Raw genomic sequence first — 21,682 nt, 5'->3', positions numbered from 1 at the left:
GGTGAATTTCCAAGTGCGACTCACTGTTCGACCACCGGCCTGACCACCTTCGGCGCCTCACCGAGCAGTTCGTCCAGGTGCTGGTCGGATTCGAGGTAGGCAGGGCGCTTGTAGTTCTGCTGACCCTGGCCCGCACCCTGACCCGCCGCACCGGCGGGGCCGGGGGAACCGGGCGTCGCCTGCATGGCTGCCCCGGCCCGGCCGAGCGAGCCGAGACCTGTTCCGGCGGCGGTCGCCGCCGTGGCGGCGCCCGCGCGGGGGAACAGCTTCGCGGCTTCGGTCAGACCCAATCCCTTTGCCAGGGAGCCGGGGCCAGGCCCGGGGCCGCCGAGTTTCGACGCCAGGTCGCCCACCTTCGGCATCCCGTTGGCCAACGCGTTCTGCGCGGCTTGCTGCGCGGCCGCCAGCGCCTCGGTCGCACCCTTCTGGCCACCCTGGAGGGCTTCCTGCACAGCCTGCTGCGCGGCCTGCAAACCTTGCTGAGCGGCCTGCTGCGCCGCCGACGTGGCTTCCTTCGCAGCGGCTTGCGCCCGCTGCTGCTTCTGGTAGGCCTCTTGCTCCGCGGCCGCGTCCTTGGCGCGCTGCTCGGCCTCGGCCTGTCGGCGCTCGTTGGCGGCCCGCTGCGTCTTCTCGTAGGCCTCTTGTTCGTTCGCGCGCCGGGCCGCGTCTTTGCGCTGTTGCTCGGCGAACTGCGCGGCCTTCCGCTGCTCGTCCGCTGCGTTCGCCTGTGCCTTCTTCTGCTCCGCGGTCAAACCGGGACCGGGGCCGGGGCCTGCCTTGGCTCTGGCAGGACCGGGGCCGCCAGGACCGGGACCGGGGCCGCCAGGACCGCCGGCTTGGGTTTTCGCCAGCGCCTGCTTTTCTTCCTCGGAGAGCTTGCCGTCGTTGTTCGTGTCCCCCGGGATTTTTTCCTTGTCATCGATCTTGCCGTCTTTGTTCGTATCCCGGGGATCGTAGATCGGCGGGACGTCCTTGAACGCATCCGTCGGGTAAACAAGGTTCGGAATACTCTTGGACGTGAAATTGACACCGCGCACATAGGTTTCGCCGAACATCTGCTGCCGGTCGGTCAACCAGTAAGTGGGGTCTTCATCTTCCGTCTTGTAGGGCGGGGCCCAATAGTGAGTATCCTGTAGGAACTGCGAGACGTGCTCGAGCAGGGAATGGTGCTGTGCGGCGGATGTCGCGAGCGGTTCGAGGGAGAGGCGATAGTTGTTCAGGGCAGTTTTGATCGCCTGTGCACCTTCACCCTCCCAGACCTTTTCCCCCGCAGCCGGGTTCAGGTGATTGACAATCTTGTTACCGAACTCCACACTCCACTCTTGGATTTTTTTTCCGATATGCTCCCATTCAGCAGCATCATCGGCGACCATATCCGCGACGACGCCACCCTCCAGGTACTGCCGGTTCGCATAAAGAGTAGCCCAAGGTTTATTTTGGACTTCCCCGATACCCGCGTTCCGAGTGCCCTTGATATCCGGCTGCTTCCGGTTATCCTTTACATGAAATCCACTCTCATAGTCACTAGCCGCCTTTCTTCGGGTGGTCGGCATCCCGTCTTCATCATAATTCCACCCTTTGCGATATTTGCCGTGATCACCCTCGCGCTGCGTGAGGGCACCCGGAGCCTTTCCGTCGGCGTAGTGCGTGTCTTGGAGTGGGGTCGTAATCCCGTCCAGCTGACGGAGGAGATCCTCGACGTTGCCCTCCTCGGTTTTGGCCATGTTCTTGCCCGCCGCAACGACGGAGTCGAGCATGTCATCGAGGATCTTGTGGTGCGCGCCGAGGATGCGATACATCTCCTGGCCCTGCTTACCGAACACCTTGGCGAGCTCCGGACCCGAGGATATGGCGGGCGTGGACAGGTCGATCATGGACGAGACTGCCGTGGCATTCCCCCACAGGGAGAACAACTTCCATTGGAGATCCGAGATCGCCTGCCCCACAGCGATCGCCGCCTGCGGATCGAACTTGATCCAACCCGCGTCACCCGCACGTTTTTTGATGTCCGGCCAGGGATTGTTGGGTAGCGGGAGCTCCGGGATCGAAGGTCCCGAGCCCCCGCCGTCATCTTCCTTAGGTGGCATGCCTCGTACTCCTTGACTATCTCCGAAACTCCGGGACTGTCACGTGCGCCCGTGTGCCGTCTTACGTCCATCTTGTCACGGAATCACTGCCCGAACATATACGGACGACCCGTAAGCCCAAGCAACGCAAGAGGTCCGAGCGGTTCGCACATTATCGCTCGTTCGTTGCTATCCGAACATGGTGACCTCCAAGGAAATTCCTAAGGAACGGTTAGGAAATATGCGGATAGTGGATGCGGTCGTCGTCGGACAACTCGGTGATCCGGAGTTCGCCCGCTCCCCCGCAGATCGGGCACACCCGTGACCCCTGGCAGGTGCGGCAGCGGTGGCGACCGGTGGCGGTGGGCGCCTTGGTCCAGCCGGTGCCGTGGCAGGTGGGGCACAGGCCCTGGCCGTCGCATTCGTAGCAGAGGACGGCGCCGTCGCTGACGGTGTCCGCAGTGACGGCCGGGGCGGGGCGGGCGGAGGGTGGATCCGGCTGGTAGAGCTGGATGTTGGGGGTTTCACCGAGCAGGACGATGCCGCCGTAGCCGTCCTCTATGCGGGCTTGCAAACAGTAGCCCTCGCGATCGCCGCGGACGATGACGACGGTCGGGGCCTGCGGATCACGCTGGACCTGGACGGCCCAGCCCGCGGTGTGCAGCACCTGGGCGGCGCGGTCGGCGCGGGACGGATCCGGTGGGCCGGACAGGTTGGCGAGGGCCTCGAACCGGTGACGGGGCGGATCGGCCCAGTCCACCTGGCTGGGATGCTTCGGGATGACCACGTACGGTGCCGACCCGGGCACGAGCTGGGCACCGAACCAGCGCATCTGGCCGCGGAGGAACTCGGCGGAGCGGTCCAGCCACTCGCGCACGCCCTCGATCTCCGCCATTACCGTGCACCACCTTCGAGACCAGCCGTTGCCGGACGGTAACCGGCGGGCTTGTACACGATCACCATACGGTCGGTGGGCTGCGGCGGCGAGTATTTGGCCATGGCGTCCGGGTTGATCACATTGCTGGCTCCGGTGTCGATGGTGAACAGGTATTCGTCGCTGCCGTCGCCCTCGAACTCGGTGTGCTCGACCACCTCGAAGGCGGCCGCGAGCGAGGGCGGCAGCACGCGGCTGATGGCGAGCATGAGCTCGTCGCCCTGGATATGCCCGCGGTCGCCGGGTTCGCCACCCTCCACCAGTTCCGACTTCATGTCCCACTGGATTTCGATGTGCGCGCCGGGCACCAGGGTGTGCGGCAATTGCCGGGCCAGGGTGTCGTAGTCGGTGTCGCCGTAGTGGGCGCTGACATTGTTGATGTAGTAGCGCGCCACGCCGCCGTTGCCGCCGACATTGAGCACCGCGCCGTGCAGCAGCAAGTCGGCCCACACCATGAGCGAACCCGGGCGGGTCAGCGGACCGGCGTCGAGGATGCCGAGGTTGCGGCGGCGCTGGCCGGCGTCGGCGTAATCCATGGGCAGTTCGGTTTGCAGGATGAGGCCGCGACCGGAGGTGTCCCGTGCGGGCGTCAATTCGACCGCGAACCCACCGCGCCCGACACCCACGTCCACGGTGTGGCCGCCCTCGACCGCCGCGGGCACCGACGGGCGCGGCACGAACCGCACCGGATGGCTCTGTTGGGCGGGCAGTCGATACTGCGCGCGCGGACGGGAGAGCACGTCGACCGAGGACCGGCCGTTGGCCTCGTCATGGATCACCACGACGTATTCGATGTCCAGGCCGGCCGCTTCGGCGCCACGGTTGGCCCGGTCCATGGCGTGGAAGAAGTCGAGCATGGACATGGTCTGCCCGCCCGGATGGGTGGCGGTGGCCGGGAAGTACACCTCACCGGTGGACCGATCGAGCAGGCCGCCGACCCGGTCGGGCATCTGGGCGTAGGCGCGGGCCGCCTGGCGCATCCGGTCGAAGTCGATGGCCTGATTGATCTGCTGCATGTGGCCCGGGGTGTGCTGTACCTCGGTGATCGCGGCGTCCAGTGCGGCCGCCCGCCAACCCGGCGGCATCGGATCGTTGAAGGCGCGTTTGATCGGAGCAAGGGCGGCGACCAGGTCGTCGGCGCTGAACAGTTCGGCCGCTTCGAACTGTTTGCGGATGGTGCTGACGTCACGGTTGGCGAAGATCGGCTCGAACAGGCGGCGGCACTGCTCCTCGCGCATCCTGGCATTGAGCGAAAGTTGTTCCGCCATCAGCACTTCGGAGGCGTGCTCGCCGGTCAGGAAGCGGGACAGCTGGCCGAGGTGGGTGAGCGCGGCCTCGTGGAACGCCGGGTCGGTCAGTGTCTTCCCGAAGACGGGCCGGAAGGCGACAGCGCCACCGTATTCCAGCCTGATCCGGCGCGAGAGTTCCGGGTCGTGGGCGGCCAGCGCTTCCGCCGCCGGACCGACCGGGTCCACGTCCATGCCCAGGTGCGCGATCAGGTCGTCGAAGTCCGCCCGGATCTCGGGGGTCAGCTTGCTGCGGGCGGGGTCGAAGATCGACTGGTCGAGCTGGGTGGCAAGCACTTTCAGTTCCGCGAAGCGCGGACCGGGGTGCTGGAATTCGGGGTCGGTCAGCTGCCGGATCCGGGTGAGCATGTGCGCGACGGCACGGGCCACGTCCCTGGTGCGCAGTCGGTCGGACAGGATGACGTCGAACGCGGCACCGCCGGGACGCAGCTGGAAGCTGCCGACTTCGCTCTCGAAACTGCTCTCGACCCGCACGTGCACCTGGCGGCCGTCGGGCAGTAGGAAGTGGCCGTCGCGGTGCCAGCCGGTCTCGACCGGCTGGATCGCCCGGAGCATGTTCGCGATCGCCTGCCTGGCCAGTTTCGGGGTCAGCACGCCGTCGTCGACCATGCGGCCGTTGCCGTCGAAGTTGCCTATGCCCTCGATGATTTCGCTGTAGCCGTCGGGCAGGGCGGAGGTGCGCGGTTGCGCCGGCTCGAGGTATTCCGGCTCGTCGGTCTCCGGCTGGCCATCGAGATACTCCGCCCCCTGGACCTCCCGGCCCGGCACGTGCGCTTCCGGCAGCGACGGGTCCCCACCCAGATACTCCGGCCCCTCGACCTCCCGGCCCGGCACGAGCGCTTCCGGCAGCGACGGATCGTCACCGAGATACTCCGGCCCCTCGGTGGTGGGCACGATCTGGGTCGGCGTCGCCCGATTCTGCCCACCGAGACTCGATTCGCTTACCTCGGCGGACGGCTCCGACACCTGCTGGTTCGCGGATACCTCGGACTCGGTGCTGCGCGGCTGCTCGATGCCGATCATGGTCGGCGCCTGGTCGAGCGGCTCCGTGACGGCGGGGCTCGTGTCGATCATGGTCGGCTCGTGCGGCGCCGCAGGCGTGACCGACCGGGGCGGAGTCGGTGTACCCGGCGTGGGAATCGCGGTGATCGTCTCGGCCCCCGCGACCAACCCGGCCACCTCGCCGACCCCGAGCTTGTGCGCGATCCTGGCCAGATAGGTGGCTACGGTGTGCTCGGAAATCTCCAGCGCCGCGGCGATTTCGGTGTTCGACCGCCCCGCGGTACGCAGCGTGTACACCTCGGTTTCCCGGGGGCTCAACGCGGTACGCCCCTCGCCGGACTGCGGCCGCAGGGCGAACTCGGCGTCCATGGGCAGGATGCCCGCCCGCAGCGCGGTCGTCACCATGCCTGCCCGGCCGCTGATGCCCAGCGCGCGGCCGATCCGGACCAGGTGGTTCTTCACCACGGACTCGGTGGTGTCCAGGGCCAGCCCGATCTCCTTGTTCGACCACCCGTCCGCGACCAGAGCCAGGACCTCGAGCTGGATGTCGTCCAGCGCGTCCGGGTGCAGCCCGCCCTCGAGCTTCATGGCGACATCCGGATCCGAGAACGGCAGGATCCCGCTGCGCACGCCGATCGCCGCCATCGCGGCCCGATCGCCGGTGCCGAGCTTGACGGCGATGCTGGTCAGGTGGGTGTGCACCGTGTAGTCCGCGAGCGTCAACCGCTCCGCGATCTGCTTGTTGGTCAGGCCCGCCGCCACCAGGTCCAGCACTTCGACTTCCCGCGGGGTGAGATCGCGGTGGGTGATCAGCGCATCGGGGTGGGCCTCCGTAGCGGCGGCGTGCTCGGCGCTCGGCAACAGCGCCCTTCCATCGGCGCCGTAGGCGATCGCGGAGATCTTGCGAGACCCGGGCGTGACCGTGCCGGGCACGTGCTCGCGCCACGCGCCGTCGTCGACATTGGGATCGCTGACCATGACCTGGCCGTCGACCAGCCGCCACAGGGTCAGGTGCGCGACATTCATGCCGCCGATCGAGTACTCCTCGACCATCAGCATCGCGGTGGCCGGGTCGTCGGGGTCGGTCAGGCGCGCGGCGATCGCGTCCCGCGAATCGGCGGGTCGCATCCGGCCGTGCGCGTACTGTTCCTCGACCTCGAGCGCGGTCCGACCGTACAGTTTCGCCTCGGTGGGCACGGTGACATCCAGCCCGGCCGCGCGGCCGGTGCGCATGGTTTGCCGGACGCAGTCCTCGGCAGGCCGCGGATTCGGCAGCGGCGCACCGGCTTCGGGTAGGTCGAAGCCCGTCCCGCCATCCGAAGTGTCCGAGGCCGCGCGCGGGCCGGGTACCTGGCCGCTCGGTTCCGGACCGGCGGCCGGGGCACCCGGACGGCGGATTCGCTCGGCGAAACGCCGCAGGAAACTCCGCTTCGCCGCGGGGCTCTCGGGTTCCGCTGAGCGGCCCTCGATCTCGGCCTGCGGTTCGACAGCCGCGGTGGGCGTGCTGTCGATCTCCGGCTTCGGGGTGTGCAGCTCGACGAGCGCGGCCGGGACGAGCGGCGCGATCCGGGCCGACCCGTCCAGCAGCAGCTGGGCGATACGCTCGGCCACCTGGTCGGGGCTGGTGCCGGTCATGCCCTGGAACCACCGGGACAGCACATCCGTGGGGTGACCGGCGTGATTCGGCGGCGCGACCCGCCAGCCACCCGCACCGTCGGCGTGCAACCGCAGCGTGCAGGACACCGCTCCGATGGGCAGGTTCGTGTCGACGAATTTGCCTGCGGGCCGATCGCTGAAATCCCGGATCGGGAGCGGGATCTGGCGGGTGACCAGCCGGTGGCTGACCGCGGCCGGATGCGGCTCGGTGATCGACGGGTCCGCCTGCACCATCCGGAAGCCGACGCGCTCGAACCCGTGGGTCACTTCGGCATGGGCGGTACCCGCGGCGATGAAGGCATCCGGCCCGAGCAGCTCGAGCCATTGCCGGAGATCGAGATCGAAGGTGAAGTCCGGATCCACCTCGCTGCGCAGCCGATAGCGCAGATAGTGATCCAGCAGCACCGGCGCGACCTCGTCGTAGCGCGGCGCGCGGAACATGCCCTCGGCGTCGTCTTGCAGCATGTCCGCGACGACGACCTCGCCGTCGGGTCCCCGCGTGACCGACAGGTATTCGAGTTCGTGCGATCCCCGCCACAGCACGCCGTCGAAATCGGGCTGCTCCAGCTCGAGATCACGCAGCAGATCGACGTGCTCGCCCGGTTCGGCGAGCACCAGCAACCGCGGATTGTCGCTGCCCGGATACGGCGGGAGCAGGGCGAACCGATCCGCGAGCGGGCCCTCGTCGACAACCCGTTGCGCGCCTGGGTTTTCGGCCAGCACGCGGTCGAGCTCCCGGCCGAACACACCGGAGTCGAGACCGGGTGTCTCCAGCTCGGAGGCGGTGGCCGCTTCGATCGCGGCCGTCAGGGCGTCGAGCGCGGGCTGAGCGGCCGAGTCCTCCTCGATGTCCCACGGCAGCCGACGGTTCAGGTCCCCGCTGGCGAAACGGGCGAGATCCAGGGCGATCTGGGCATCCACCAGACCGGTCCCGGCCAGATAGGCGCGCACCGCCGCGAGCCGCTCCGCCGCGCTGTCCTCGGCGGCCAGGTAGGCCTGCTCGGCCGGGCCGAGCGGTACGAACGCGCCCTGGGCGCGCTGGGCGCGCAGCTCCTGAATCGCCTCGACGAAGCGGGCGGCGTACAGGTCCAGCAGCGCATCCGTCTGCTCCGCGGGCGGGGCGACGGTTTCCGGCGCGGGCGTGTCCGCCGTCGGCGGAATGGCGTGCGCGCGATCCCATTCCGAATCGAAGAAGGTTTTCAGGTCGACGCCGTCGACAACCGGGCCGAGCGCCGCCAGCTGCTCCCGAACGGTACGGGCCGCGAACCGGTAGGCCACCGCGTGCGTCGCCGCCTGCGGCACCTGGTTGTCGTTGCGGAGGCCGTCGTACTTCGACTCCACCGAATAGACGTTGCGCAGCAGGTTTTCGGCGTGGTCGTAGGCGGCATGGTAGGCCTGCGCCAGCGGGCTGCCGGTGTAGCGGCTGTAGCCGTGCACTTCGCGGCGGTGGTGGAACCGGCGGGCCTCGGCCTCGGCGCGCAGGTCCAGCATCGCCGTGACGTAGCTGTCACGGCCCTCGGTCAGCAGGACCAGCGGGTCACCATCCGAGCGCGTCGCCTGCGCCAGGTGCGCCGCGACGACCAACTGCTCGGCATGGGAGACGGAGCCACGGCCGAAGGGCAGCACCAGGGTGTTGGTGACGGCGTCGTAGCCCGATTCGCGGGTGAGGTTCTCGCGACCGGCGTCGGTCGTTCCGATCTGGTCGAAGCCGAACCGGATCCGCACGCCAAGGCGCTCCAGGGTCCGCATGGCCCAGCGACCGGTCTCGGTCGACTGCAATTCGGCTCGGACGCTGGTCATTTCGCGGTTGGCTGTGCGCTCCAGCGACGGCAGCACGGCCCGGTCGGCGATCTCCAGATCGGACGGGACCGCGGCCTCTCGGCGTGGGCGACCGTTGATGTCGTCCATGGCGCGGCCCACCGCCGCGGCGCGCGCGTGCGCCCCCTGCCACAGTTCGGTGAGCTCGACCAGCGCGCCCATCTGCTCCCGGCTGTGCGTGGGCCACATGCGGACCTCGGAACGCAGGAAGTGATCGGACATCACGTCGAGCACGTAGTGCAGTCGCGCCACCCGATCCGTGGTGTCGGGCATTGCGGCGACCTTCGTCGCGGTCATCGCGTGCACTTGGTCCTGGACCTGATCCCAGGCCGTCTCGAGCGCGTCGATCTCCCGTTGCAGCGCCGCGGTGATCCGCATCAGGCGCTGCCGCTCGCGCACCTGCCGCTCCGTCAGCTCGAGCCCGCGGCCCATGCCCCGGCGGCTCTCCCACTGGCTCTCGAGGGTCTCGCGCAGATCCGTCGCGGTGATGAACTCCGCGCTCTCCAGCAGCGCGTCGACCCCGGCCACCCGCCGGGCGCGGCTCGCCAGCGCGTCATCGGTGCCTGGGGCCACCTGCGCGCTGTCGTAGGCGGCGAAGTAGCGGGCGAACAGGGCCTGCTGGAACGCCAGGTCGGCTCGGTCGACGCCGTGCAGGTCGGTCCGCGCGAAACCGGCGTCCTGCACCTGTTGATCGAACTCGGCCCGCCAGGCGATCGCGGTGGCCTCCGCGCGCAGCCACGGCTCCACGAACGCGTCCCGGTCCATATCGCGGATCAGCATGGGTTCGGTTTCCACCGCGTCGGCCGCGACGGCCTGCATCCTGGCCGCGTGCGCGAGCACCTGCTCCGCCACGGCGACGAGGCCCCGGCCGGTGGTGTCGATGGTGATCTGGCGGATGCGGCCGTGGAAGTGATCACGGTCGCCGAACTGGACGTGGGCTTCGGCGTTGTGCAGGACCGCCATGGCCTCCTGGCCGATGGCGGTGCGGAACAGCAGTTCCCACACCGGGTGGGTGGCGTCACCGGGCAGGCCGACGACCGTCGGACCCAGCAGCGGGTCGGGCGGTTGCGCAGCCAGCTTCACCCGCGTGGTCCGCGGCTCGTCGGCGAACGGGTCGTCCGGGTCCGGTTGCGCGCCATCCTGATCCGATGCGGTCGCGCCGATCAGCAGGTTGTCCCCCGGGAGCGGCGCGGTGCGATCGCCGACATTCTGGACGACCTGGCCGTTGCGCCAGACCACCGCGCGGGTGGCGGCCGTCTCCGCGCGGGAGCCGCCGGTCAGCTCGGCCAGCGAGACCCGGTCGCCCGCGGCGGTCCGGAACCAGGCCAGCCCGTCGCCGTCCGGCTTGCCCGCATAGGTGACGCGCTGGCCGTCGACCTCGAAAACGTTGTCGCCCAAGTACTTCACCGTGTACGCGTGCGCACCGATCCCGGTCGCCTGGTCGGCGGTGTGGCGCTGGTCGAACACCCACGCCATCGCACCCGGGCCCGCCTGGTTGATCAGGCCTTCGACGAGGTTCGCGTGCGCCTCGTGCGGCCCGGCGGTATCGAACCCTTCCGGCCGCGCCCCCCGCAGCAGCCCCCGCACATCCCGCCAGCGCCGCCCGGACGGACTCCGGGTTTCCGGATCCGGCAGCCCCGCGACATCACCCTGATCCGCGACCACCCGCCCCAGGGACTGGTCGACGCAGTCGGCGATCGGCAGGTCATCGGCTTCGGCTGGAATCAGCTGTGGTGCAACGATATCCGGTTCGCTGAACCCGTGCACACCATCGGAGAGCGGCCCGGCGTCCGTCACGGCCGGTAGCACCGCCGCGACCACGGCCGCCACGTCGAGATTCCGGTTCAACCGGAGGACGGCCCGATGCTGCCGCTGCTCGACCACATGCTCGGGCAGGGCGAGTGCGGCAGCGATATCGGCGGTCTTCTCCTTCAGAATGAAACGCTGCTCGATCAGGGTCCAGTCGGCCTCGGAGAGGTGCCGCGCAGCCTGCCGCAAGGCGCCGGGGTCGGCGGCCAAGTCGCGCACCCGGCGCAATTCGGCGCTGTCGCGAGTCTGCGCGGGGATTCGCGCGTCCGGATCGGTCGCGAGCAGCTCGACCAGTTTGGCGATCGCCCGCGTTCGCACCTTGCTGGTCGCCTGTGGGGAGATGTCCAGTGCGGCCGCGATTTCGGTGTGCGACCAACCGTCGAGGAACATCATGACCGCCGTGCGCTGCTGCGGGGTCAGCAGATCCATGCAGTCCAGGAAGTTTTCGTCGTTGGCCTGCCAGGCGGTCACGACCGTCGCGTCGGCGCCGGTGACCACAATCGCCCCGGACAGCTTCTTGACCATCCGTCCGACGGCCAAGACCTCCCGCTCGGCCAGCCGGTCCTCGCTGATGCCCAGGTCCGCCGCGGTATCGGCCGACGTCATGCCCTGCATGATGCGGCGTCGAATGATCCTGGCGCCCTGGGTATCCAGCGACCGGACCGCGCTGCGCACCCCGGCGGTATCATCCCGCTGCATCTTTTCCAATGCCAGCAGGGCTTCGGCCGGCGACATCCACACCACCGCGGCAGGCTGGGCCAGCGCCTCGACCATCTGCCGAATCGCTTCCGCACGCAACACCTGCACCGCCGCCGCATCGACCGACAGATCGACCGCGATCGCCGCGGGCCGCAGCCCTTGCAGAGTCAGGTCGAGGCAGGTGCGCTGCTGTTCGGTGAGCGTGCCCAGGGCCCGGCGCCAGGCGCCGCCGCCCTCCTGCTGCGCCGCGACCACCACCGCCGCGTCCGCGAACAGTTCGGGGTCGGCGCGGCGATCCGCCCACACCGCTTCGAGGCCCGGGTGTCCGATGGCCGCAATCGATTCCGCGAACCGGACCACCGCGCGCCGGACCTGCTCCGGGTCAACACCGGCCGCCGCGGCGACCTCCGGCAGCGACGACTGGCTGCGGAAGCGCAGCAGCAGCTCCCGCTGGTGCGCGTCGAGCCGACGGAAGCCGTCGTTCAGTTCCGCCTGGGTCGCCGTGGCGAGCGCCGCACCTTCCAGACAGGTCGCCGGGCGGCCGCTGAACTGGGCGAACGCGCCTTGCAACCGCCGGTGCAACTGGAGCGCCGCGTTCTTGGTCGGCTGCGCGGCCGGACGCGGATCGTGCGCGGCGCCGTTCCAGCCGCGGAGTCCCCCGGCGGCCTGCGCAATGTCCGCACCCGTGAGATGCGGCACCACGGTCGCACCGATCGCACCGCCGACAGCGGCGCTGCGCGCGGCATCCCAATTCACAGCAGCGGCGATCCCCGAACCCGTGAGGTTCGGCGCAGCAGTGGCACCGATCGCACCACCGATCGCGGCCGCGTGCGCGGCATTCCAATCCACAGCGCTGTCGCCCGTGCGGTGCGGTGCGGCCGTGGCGCGGGACAGGTCCAGGCTGATCGGAGCCACCTTGCCGGTGCCCTTGGCGAGGTTCTTGTCGTAGTGGACGGTGTGGTCGGCAACCGGGGCGAGAGTGGTGGGTGCGTTGGCCGCGGCGGGGTGATCGGTGAGTACCTCGGCGACGGCATGCAGGATGCGGGCCGACTCGGGGTTCGGCATCAGGGCTGCGAGGGCTCGCAGGCGCTGCGGGGCAACGATTTCAGCGAGTCGGTCGGCGTCGGCCGCTTGGTCGAACGGTGCGCCGTGCGCGTCCCACAGCAGGTGTTCGTGCAGGGTGAGCTCCAGGACACCCGCGTGGTCGCCCTGGTTGGGTACCCGGACGGGCATCAGGATCTGCGCGTGCTCGCCCTGGGGCAACATCAGCTGGAAGGCCTGCCACAGGGTGCGCAGTTCGGCGTCCGCCGTGAGGGCCTGCGGGTGGGTCTGTCCCCAGTCGGTCAGCGTCGTGCTGACGATCTGGTTGGCGCCCAGCGGCGGCGCGAGCTCGACAATGCCGTGCGCGTTGTAGCCACGTGCCATGAGCAGCCACTTGAGTGCGTAGGCGGCCTCGGCGTAGGCGGCGCGGGCGGAGCTCGGATCGACCGCCGGTTCGGCGGTCGCGGGTTCGAGTGTGGCTCCGGCGGTGTTGGGCACCAGGGCCGCGGTGAGAATCGCGTTGCCGCGCACCGCGAATCGACCGTGCATCTCGGTCAGCGGCAGGCCGTCTCTACCGGTGGCCTCCACCATCAGCTGCACGTGGAACGTACCGGCCTCGATGTCGAAAGTGACCAGCGAGCCCTGGAAGACATGGTTCAGGCGCAGACTCTGGTCACCGGTCGCGGTGTACCAGGCCTTGAAGATGCTCTCCTTGACCGAGAACAGCACCTTGTCCCAGGCCACGCCGCTGTCCGGTAGAAAGTCCAATTGCTCCTGCACCCAGAGCAATTCCTCGACTCGGCCGGTGCCGTACATCATCTGCCGGACGGACCGGTTGTCTTCGGCGTCGATGCCGACTGCCCGGAACTGCTCGGCGTCGGCCACCACCGCGGCGTAGTAGTTGAGCTGGGAGGCCCGGTCGATCATCTTGTTGGTGAGGCTGCCGACCAGCCCTTCCGGGAACACCGGTTCGCCCAGCGGGCCGCGCGCAATCTCGACCTCCCCGTGGCCGCGCTCCGCCAGCGCACGCCGGGCGGCGGTGCGCGTATTCGCTCTCTCCCGCACAAAGCCCGGCGTCGACGTCTCCTTCAGGAGGACGGCGGCCTCCCCCGGCAGCAGGGTCGCGGTCGGATCGTCGCCGACGATCTCGTGGGTGGACAGCTCGGGCAGCAGCTGACCGATGAGCGAAGCCGGTGTCTGGCGGAGTCCGTCGGCGACGCCATCCTGATTCGCCTGGGCGTCGGCCAACTCGTAGGCGCGGTTCTTGCTGGCGTCGACACCGAGGTCGGCGGCGTCGAAGATGTCCTTCGGGGTGAGGCCGGGCAGGATCTCGGTGACCCCGACGTGCAGGCCCATACCGTGGTAGGCCGCTTCGCCCGGGTGCTTCGGATGCTCGATCACGTCCAGGCCGTGCTCGGCGGTGTAGGCGGCGACCCGGGCTTGGATATCGGCGAGGACGCCGGTCAGCGTCTGTTGGTCGATGCCGATGACAACGGCGGCGAGTTCGTCACCGCCGGTGCGCATCGGCACGACGGCGCCGCCGACCGCGTCGAGGGCGTAGCGGAAGGCCTCGGCGATGCCGCGGAAGTGCACGTTGGCGGCCTCTGCCCGGTTGTTCATCACCGCGTTGAGGCCGCTGAGGTTGGCGATATCAGCGGACAGGAAGAACGCGGGCACGCCGGTTTCGGCGACGAACTGCTGGGCGCGCAACACCTCGGCGGTCTTCACGCCGGAGAGCCGGGCGTCGTAGAAGTCGGTGACCTCGTCCCGGCCGACCGGGCGGTACATCGCCTCGGCCACCAGCTCCGGGGTCAGCTCGCCCAGCGCATGCAGACCCTCGGCGAACGCGAAGCGGCGCAGTTCATCCGGTGACGGGTAGGCGGCGAGCGCGGGTAGGTTGCGGTTCAGTCCGCCGAGGTCGAGTCCTGGCGTCGGCGTTTCAGGTCCGCGCGCAGTTCGGCTTTGGCCGCTGCTCGCTTCTGCGCCAGCTCGCGTTCCAGTTCCTGGATCCGTCGCGCCCGCTGTTCCGGTGTCAGCCCGGTCAGCCCCAGTCGCTCGTCGCGGCTCTCCTGCGACATCGGTCCTCCCGTTCTTGCTGGCGTCGACGCCGAGGTCGGCGGCGTCGAAAATGTCCTTGGGTGTCAGGCCCGGCACGATCTCGGTGAACCCGACATGCAGGCCGACACCGTGATAGGCCGGGTCGCCCGGATGCTTCGGGTGCTCGATCTCGCTGAGCCCCTCCTGCCGAGCATAGGCAGTGACGCGCCGATTCACCTCGGCGGTGATCTCGGTCAGGGTCCGCTCGTCGAGGCCGAGCACGATCGCGCCGACCTCGTCACCGCCGGTGCGCATCGGGATCACCACGCCGCCGGAGTCCTCGAGCGCGGTACGGAACGCGGTGGCGATGCCGTTGTAGTAGACGTTCGCGGTCTCGGCCTGGTTGTTGCAGAACGCGTTGAGCCCGCTCAGGTTGGCCACATCCGCCGAGACGAAGAACACGGGCACACCGGTGTACGCGGCGAAGTTCTGCGCCCGCAACACCTCCGCCGTCTTCAGCCCGGACACCCGCGCGTCGTAGAACTCGGTGACCGCGTCGCGCCCGACCGGCTCGTACAGCGCGTCGGCCACGGCCTCCGGCGAGGAGAGGTCCGTTTCGCGAACCTTCTGTTCGAATTCGGCGTGGTGCACGTCATCCGGGGACAGGTAGTCCGGAGTGGGGTCGCTGTATGTGGCGCCGGACTCCCCCAGCCACGGGACCACGATCGAATCGTGCAGCTGCCGCCACGCTCTGGTCACCCGATCCGCGTCCGGTCCCAGGTCGGGATCGGTGTAGCGCAGGGTGACGCCGTCGCCGTCACGGGTGAGTTCCAGGGTGACCCGGCCGGGTTCGCCGCCGACCGGGTGCAGCGAGACGGTCACCGTGGCGCGGTCTCCGGTGGTGGCGATGTCGGTGACGTCCAGCCAGAAGTCCGCGCCCCAGCCTCGGAACACCATGGCCGCGAGCTGATCACCGCGGGCCATCAGCTCCGCGACGGTGGCGAAAGGCAGTGCCGGACGCCATATTCCGTGCTGCTGCTGCACGCCGTGGACGACGGTATCGGTGGTGTCCACCCGGGCCTCGCTCAGCACGGCGCGCAGCTGGGCGGTGAACAGTGCTTGCCGCTCCGGGTCCAAGAAGGCTCCGCTCATCGGAATGAGCTCGGTGAGCTTGCCGTTCTCGATCACCCAGTGGCCGAAGGCGATCGGGCCGTCCGATGCGTCGGCGTAGCTGCTGTAGAGCAGCTGATGCAGTTGCACGTCCCGCGGATCCAGTTTGCCGACGACATCGTCGACGGCGACACAGCGGATATCGCTCGGGTCGGCGCCGATGAGGAAGGACACGCCCTTCGGGCCCGAACTGTAGGGCTGGTTGTTCTGGTCGTAGAAGACACCGCCGCGCAGCTGGAGCTTGCCGATATCGATGCCGTCGGTCAGCTCGGGCCGGTAGGAGTTCGGCGACTTCGGCTCGGCTACCTGGTAGCCGGTGCCAGGTCCGGGGGCGACATCGTCGGTGTCGGTTTCCGGGCTCGCGGGTGTATCGCCCTGGGGCGCGGTCGGATCGGTTGGCTGCGCCGGATCCGGGTCGGTCCCAGGACCGGGGTCGCTGTCGGCGATCGGCATGATGAACCAGATCGCTTTGCCGCGGCCGTTGGCCAGGGGCGCGTAATCCCAGGCGTCGGTCTCGGTGTGCAGGATCTTGATGCCGCGACCGCGTTCAGAGTTGGCTGCGGCATCCTGCTTCTCGGCTTCGGTCGGCTCGGCGGCGGCCGAGGAATTGTTGTCCCCGGTTTCGGCGGCGGCCTCGGCGTCGTCCACCGCCGCTGCCAGCTCAGCCAGGTCCATCCCCGCGAAGCCGTCCTCATCCAGATTCGCCAGCAACGCGTCGACATCGGCCTGCTTCGGCGTCTCCACAGCCGACTCGGCGTCGTCCACCGCCGCCGCCAGCTCAGCCAGATCCATCCCCGCGAAGCCGTCCTCATCCAGATTCGCCAACAGCGCATCGCCATCAGCCTGCTTCGGCGTCTCGGGCTCGGGCTGAGCGGCCTTCTGTGCGGCCGCCTGCTCTGCCAGGCGGCGTTCCTCGGCTGCCGTGACCCGGTCCACCATCAGGTTGGCGCTCTCGCGGATCGGGCCGCTCGGCGGGTGATCGGCGACGTTGTCGATGCTCTGCACCACGAGGTGGCCGGTGCCGGGCAGCACGCGCAGCGTGATCTGGACCGGTCCGGTGCTGTGCTCCACCGAGTTCGCCACGGCCTCGCTGGTCGCCAACCACGCCATTTGGAGGTGGACGTCATCATCGGCGCTCCAGCCGATCGCCGCGAGCTGATCGCGCAGCCAGTGCCGCCCGATCGACGCCTGCACTCGACGTTCGCCCTTGACGCGGTCGTTCTCGTGGAGGTCCTCGGGGCGTTCGGTATCCGTAACCTCCTCGCCCACGGTGGTTTCCGCATAGTGGCCGGGATGCCCCTCGAATGCGGCACCCGACTCGGCGAGCCACGGCAGGATCACCGATTCGTGCATTTCGACGAAGGCGTCGGCGAGCCGGATGGGGTCTGAGCCCGGCTGGAAGGCGGGGTCCTTGGTGTCCACACCGGCGTAACCCAGATCGAGGTCCCAGTACCGCATCGTGGTGCCGTTCGCGTCGCGGGTGAATTCCAGCGTGACCCGGCCCGAGCCGCCGCGCGCAAGGTCGAGCGCCAGCGTCACCGAAAGCGTGTCGATCGGTCCGTCGGCGGTGGCGCCGTGCTGCATGTCCACGCTCTCGACACGCACCGCGAAATGCGTTCCGGGACCGATCAACTGGAATGCCTGCGCGCCGTTCCCATCGAGCAGATCGCCGACCGAGATGGTCGGGGTGCCGTCGAGCCGCAGGCTGGGAACAGTGAGGTCCCCGGAGAACCGGACGGCGCCGAGATCCACATTGTGGCGTGCCAATTCGAACTTCAGGTTCGCGGCGAAGGTCGGATCCGTGCTCGCCTGCTGGAAGGTCGTGCTGAACGGCTGGACATGGACGAGCCTGCCCTCGACGATCTTCCAGTCGCCGAACGCCGCCGGTCCCGCGTCGATATCGCTGTAGGTGCTGTACAGCGCGGCGTGGTTGGCGTTGGCTGAAGTCCGGAACTCACCGTCGGCACCCATGATGAAGAAGTCGCCGTCCGGGTCGATCGTGTTGTACAGCGCGTTGTCCGGACCCCAGCGGAACAGCCCGTCGGCACCCAGGCGAATGATGCGGTAGTCCGTTTCACTCGCCGTCTGCGGCCGGTAGGCGTCGTCGTCGCTCGGCCGCGCGACCTCGTATTCGTCGCGGCTCGGCACCGGTCCGGCCAGCGGTTCCGGCGCCCGTTCGGGCTCGGCCACCGGATCGGGATCCACTGGCGCGGGCGGATTCTCGTCGAACTCGAACCACACCGTCTTGGCGTTCCCCGCGTCCGGCGCGACGTCACCGTCCTCGACCTGGTGCCAGCCCGCGCGCTGCGCCAGCGATTTCAGCAGCATCACGCCACTGATGTCGTCACCCGCCGGTTCGACCGGTAATTGTGAACTGCCATCGGTCATTTCGACACTGATCGAGCGATCGCCGACCGGCCCGGACACCCGCACCTCGAGCGTCCCGTCCCCATCGGTATGCGCCCGGGCGTTGCGCGCCAGTTCCTCGGCCAGCAGGCCGGAGGAGACCACATCCTCCGACACCCGCCAGCCGGGCATCAGCAGCGGCGTCAACCGGCCCGCCAGCTCGATATCCGCCGGACTGTCCTGCCGCACCGGCATTTCCAGGCTGATGGCGGGGTTGCCGGGGGCGCCGTTCACGGTGACGACGATGGCGCTGTCGCTGCCCTCCGGTGTCATCGCGACGCGGACGCGTCCGCCCGTCGGCGAATCGGAGGTCTCGACCTCCACCTGTCCGCCCGCGCGCAGGACATCCACCAGCACCGCGGCGACCACCGGCACGGAGGCGGTGTCGCCGCGGGCGTCCAGCACTTCGGATACCCGGGCCAGAGCGGCGGCGACGTCCGGATCGGCGCCCGGCGGTCCTTGCGCCACGGCCTCGTCGGCACCGATGTTGTAGGCGGGCCGCACCGCTGGATCGGACGGGAAGGAGTCGAGGGGGCGGACCGGTTTGCCCGCGTCGTCGAAGACGATGCCGGACAGCGCCACAACGCCCGGTCGGGTCGAACCCCACTGGTAGGCGCGCCAGGTCTTGGTGCGTGGGTCGAACTCCATGATAATGCCGTTACGCATGGCCATGACGTAGGCGTGCGCGCCGATGCCATTGGCGTCGGGACCGGCGTAGTGCTCGACGACCAGGATCTCCGACGCCGGATCGCGGCCGTCGAGCAGGCGAAGGGCGATCGCGTCGCGGGAGGTCAGGCGTTCCAGACGGCCACCGGCGTGCAGTTCGGCCTTGTCGGCGGTGCGCCCCGCGAGGCCCGGCGGTTCCGTGAACGGCAGGATGTTGCGGTCCGGCTTGCCGCGGCCGATCGCGTTCAGCGACTCGTCCAGGCAGTCGTTGTCGGTGATCTCGGTCTGGTCGGCCGGTGCGTGGGCCTGCGTGCCGTCCGGCGCCGGCACACCGCGGACGGTCGCGGCGTCGCGGGCCGCGGTGATGTGCGCGATGGTCGCCAGACCCTCTGTGGGCGTGTGGGTTTCGGGGTCGGCGAAACCGAACCAGCGCAGGTGGGCCTGCTCGGCGGGGTTGTCGACGGCGGCCGCGGGCAACGCTTGCGCGGGCAGGTCGGTGGCCGAGAGCAACTGGATCTTGGCGCCCATTAGCGCCCGCACGCCATTCCGCAGGAATCGCGCGGTTCGGGTCTGCCCGGCGAGCATCCGGACGTCGAGCCCGGCCAGGAGCTGACGGACCCGCATGGTTGTCCACTGGGCGGGTGTGGCGGGTGCCAGGAACACCGACCCGGGCGGCAGCCCGAGCCGCGCGGGCGACGGCACGCGATCCAGCGAGTCCGGGTTCAGCGAGATCATGGTGGCGAGCTGTCCGGACAGCCCGTGGTTCTCGTTCGCCCTGGCCGCGACGGCGACGTCGGTGCCCATGGCGATGAGATGGTTCTGCGGCATCACCGCGTCGGTCTCGCCGGCCATGAGGTTGTGGTAGGCCCGCACCGCGTTGTAGGTGCCGATGCGATGACGCAACGCTTGCTGCGCATGCGATCCGGAGTCGCCGAGGCGTCCGATCACCGCGACCGAGCCGCCACCGGCCTCGGCGGCGACAGCCTCGTAGAGGTTCACCATCGAGTACAGGTACTTGTCGGCCTCGGCCGGGTCGGTGTCCTGGCCGAACTCCACCCAGAACACGTGGTCGGCGGAATCCACCGGGCCGACTGAGAATTCGGCCATACCGCGGCCGTTCGCGACATTCGACTGGGCCGACCGGATCTGCACCTGCGGCGGGGTCAGCGGCGCACGGACCTGCGCGGCCACCTGCACACCGCGATACAACCCCTTCCAGATCGACTCGGCGTCGTAGAGCAGCGCCGCATCCTGGGGCCCCAGGTCGAGCTGATCGCCGAGCCGGGCGACGGTGCCGCGCAGCACATGCTGGTGTGCACGGTCGCGCACGCGGGCGGGCAGCCCCTCGGCATTGGCCATGGACCTCGGGTAGTCGTACAGCATCCGCAGCTGCTGGTCTGAGGTCAGCCCCGCCCACCACTGGGCGAGCCGCAGCGCGTGCTGGGGGCTTTGATCGCCGACCAGCAGGGTCGAAATCTCGATGCTCTCCCCGAAAGCCCCGAAAACATTGTGCGCGTGCCGAAGCAGGCGCACCGCCTCGGCTCCCTCTTCCGCGTCCGGGATCGGTCCGTCGAGCTCCCGCAGGGTGGACGGGGCACCCCACGGGGCGTTGTCGGGCGCTTCCAGCGGTCGGTTGCGATTGCCGACTGGGCCGTCGGGGTAGCTCGGTGCGGTCGCATCGGCGGAAATAACGTCCGGCGTGCGGTATTCGGTGTTCGCCTGCCAGCCTGCCGGCGTCTCGGTCACGGTGATGCCGAGACCGGCGGCGATCAACGCGAGCTTGCGCTGGACGGTGTTCGGGGCGTGAGTCACCGTGTCGGCGAAGCCGTGGCGCACATCGATGGGTTGCGGACCGATCGGGCCGCCCGCGACGCGCTGTGCGGCGAACTCCTCCACCGAAACGCCGATGCCCAAGCGGCTGAACAGGGTCCGGCTCACGCCCGGTGGGCGGCCGTCCGCCCAGGCCACCAGCTCGCCGGAGCTCGACACGACGTAGACCGGCGCGCCGAAGCTTTCGGCCTGCTCGGCCTCGATGTCGAGCTCGGCGGCGACGGCGTCACCGAATCCGAATTCCGTTGCGCTCCCGATCGGTCCGGTGCCCGCCGGGTCGATCAGCGTGACCGCTTCGATCAGGCGGGTCGCGGGATCGACGCTGGCGAGTCGACCCTCGACGAAACCGCCTCGGGCTCCGGCGGCGTTGGCGATGAGCGCGCCGGTGCGGTGTCCGAACAGGTAGTTCGACGGTAGTCCGAGCTCGTCCGCCTCGGAGCGGTACGAGTCGGCGTCGTCCCGCTGGGCACTGTCCAGCTCGGCGCCGTCCAGCTCCAAGCCGTTGTGCCCCCGGCCCGCGTGGAACGCCGCGACGTCGCGGAGCAGCAGGTTCCCGGCCTGCGCGGTGCGCGCGGCCACGGTCTCCGGGCGGATGCCGAGATCCTGGTCGGTACCGACCCAGGCGATCACCGCGACCGCGTCCTTGTCCGCCCGCACCTGGTTGCGCAACGTCCGCGCGGTCACGTCGTAGTGGTTGCGCGCCGCGAGCAGGACCGGATCGAGGTCGCCCAGGCCGGTGCCCGCATCGGGCACGATCCAGCTCACCGACCGCGCGGTGGCGAGCTTGCCGTAGCCGATCAGGGCCCGGCCCGCACCGTAGGACAGCAACTGGACCTGCGGCGGTCGCAGCGAGCGGTGCACGGTGCGTGCCAAAGCCTCGGCGCGCAACAGGGATCGGGCGGTGCCGTGCAGGTCGGCGAGCCGCGCGCGCTGCGACGGAGTCAGCTCGCTGTCGGCAATCGCAGCGAGTTGGCGGATCTCTCGGGCCAGCGCGATCCGGTTGGCGTAGTCGCGCAGGCTGTTTCGCAGTTCGTCGTGCGTCACCGGCACGTCGGTGGACAGGCCGTCGGTGTTGCCGATCACCTCCGGGTGCACCCGCAGCAGCACGTCCTGATCGGTCGGTGACAGCGAGGTCCAGTAGGCGAAGTTCTCGGCGGTCAGCAGGCGCGCTTCGGCGACCGGATCCGGCGACACCTGCTCCGGATGCAGCAGCACCGCTGGATCCGTGCCGCGCCCGGACG

Annotated in this window: 3 protein-coding genes (1 of these 3 cut by a window edge); all 3 read right to left on the bottom strand. The window is 69.4% G+C overall.

What is annotated here, in order from left to right:
* Positions 1-20: 20 nt before the first annotated feature.
* On the bottom strand, positions 21-2,087 hold the full coding sequence (locus tag AC3EO7_RS05610; protein ID WP_435590602.1) for a cell envelope integrity TolA family protein: 2,067 nt from the start codon (positions 2,085-2,087) through the stop codon (positions 21-23).
* A 211-nt stretch (positions 2,088-2,298) separates the two neighbouring features.
* Positions 2,299-2,961 (bottom strand): hypothetical protein, encoded by a 663-nt coding sequence (locus tag AC3EO7_RS05605; protein ID WP_435590601.1) that lies wholly within the window; start codon positions 2,959-2,961, stop codon positions 2,299-2,301.
* On the bottom strand, positions 2,961-21,682 hold the end of the coding sequence (locus AC3EO7_RS05600; RefSeq protein WP_435590600.1) for a sigma factor-like helix-turn-helix DNA-binding protein. It continues 34,321 nt past the right edge of the window; only the last 18,722 of its 53,043 coding nucleotides appear in the window; its start codon lies beyond the right edge, outside the window; the stop codon is at positions 2,961-2,963. The genes AC3EO7_RS05605 and AC3EO7_RS05600 overlap by 1 nt, the downstream gene beginning before the upstream one ends.

This window comes from Nocardia sp. bgisy118 (assembly GCF_057708605.1).
This window is presented reverse-complemented; position numbering and strand designations above follow the sequence as displayed.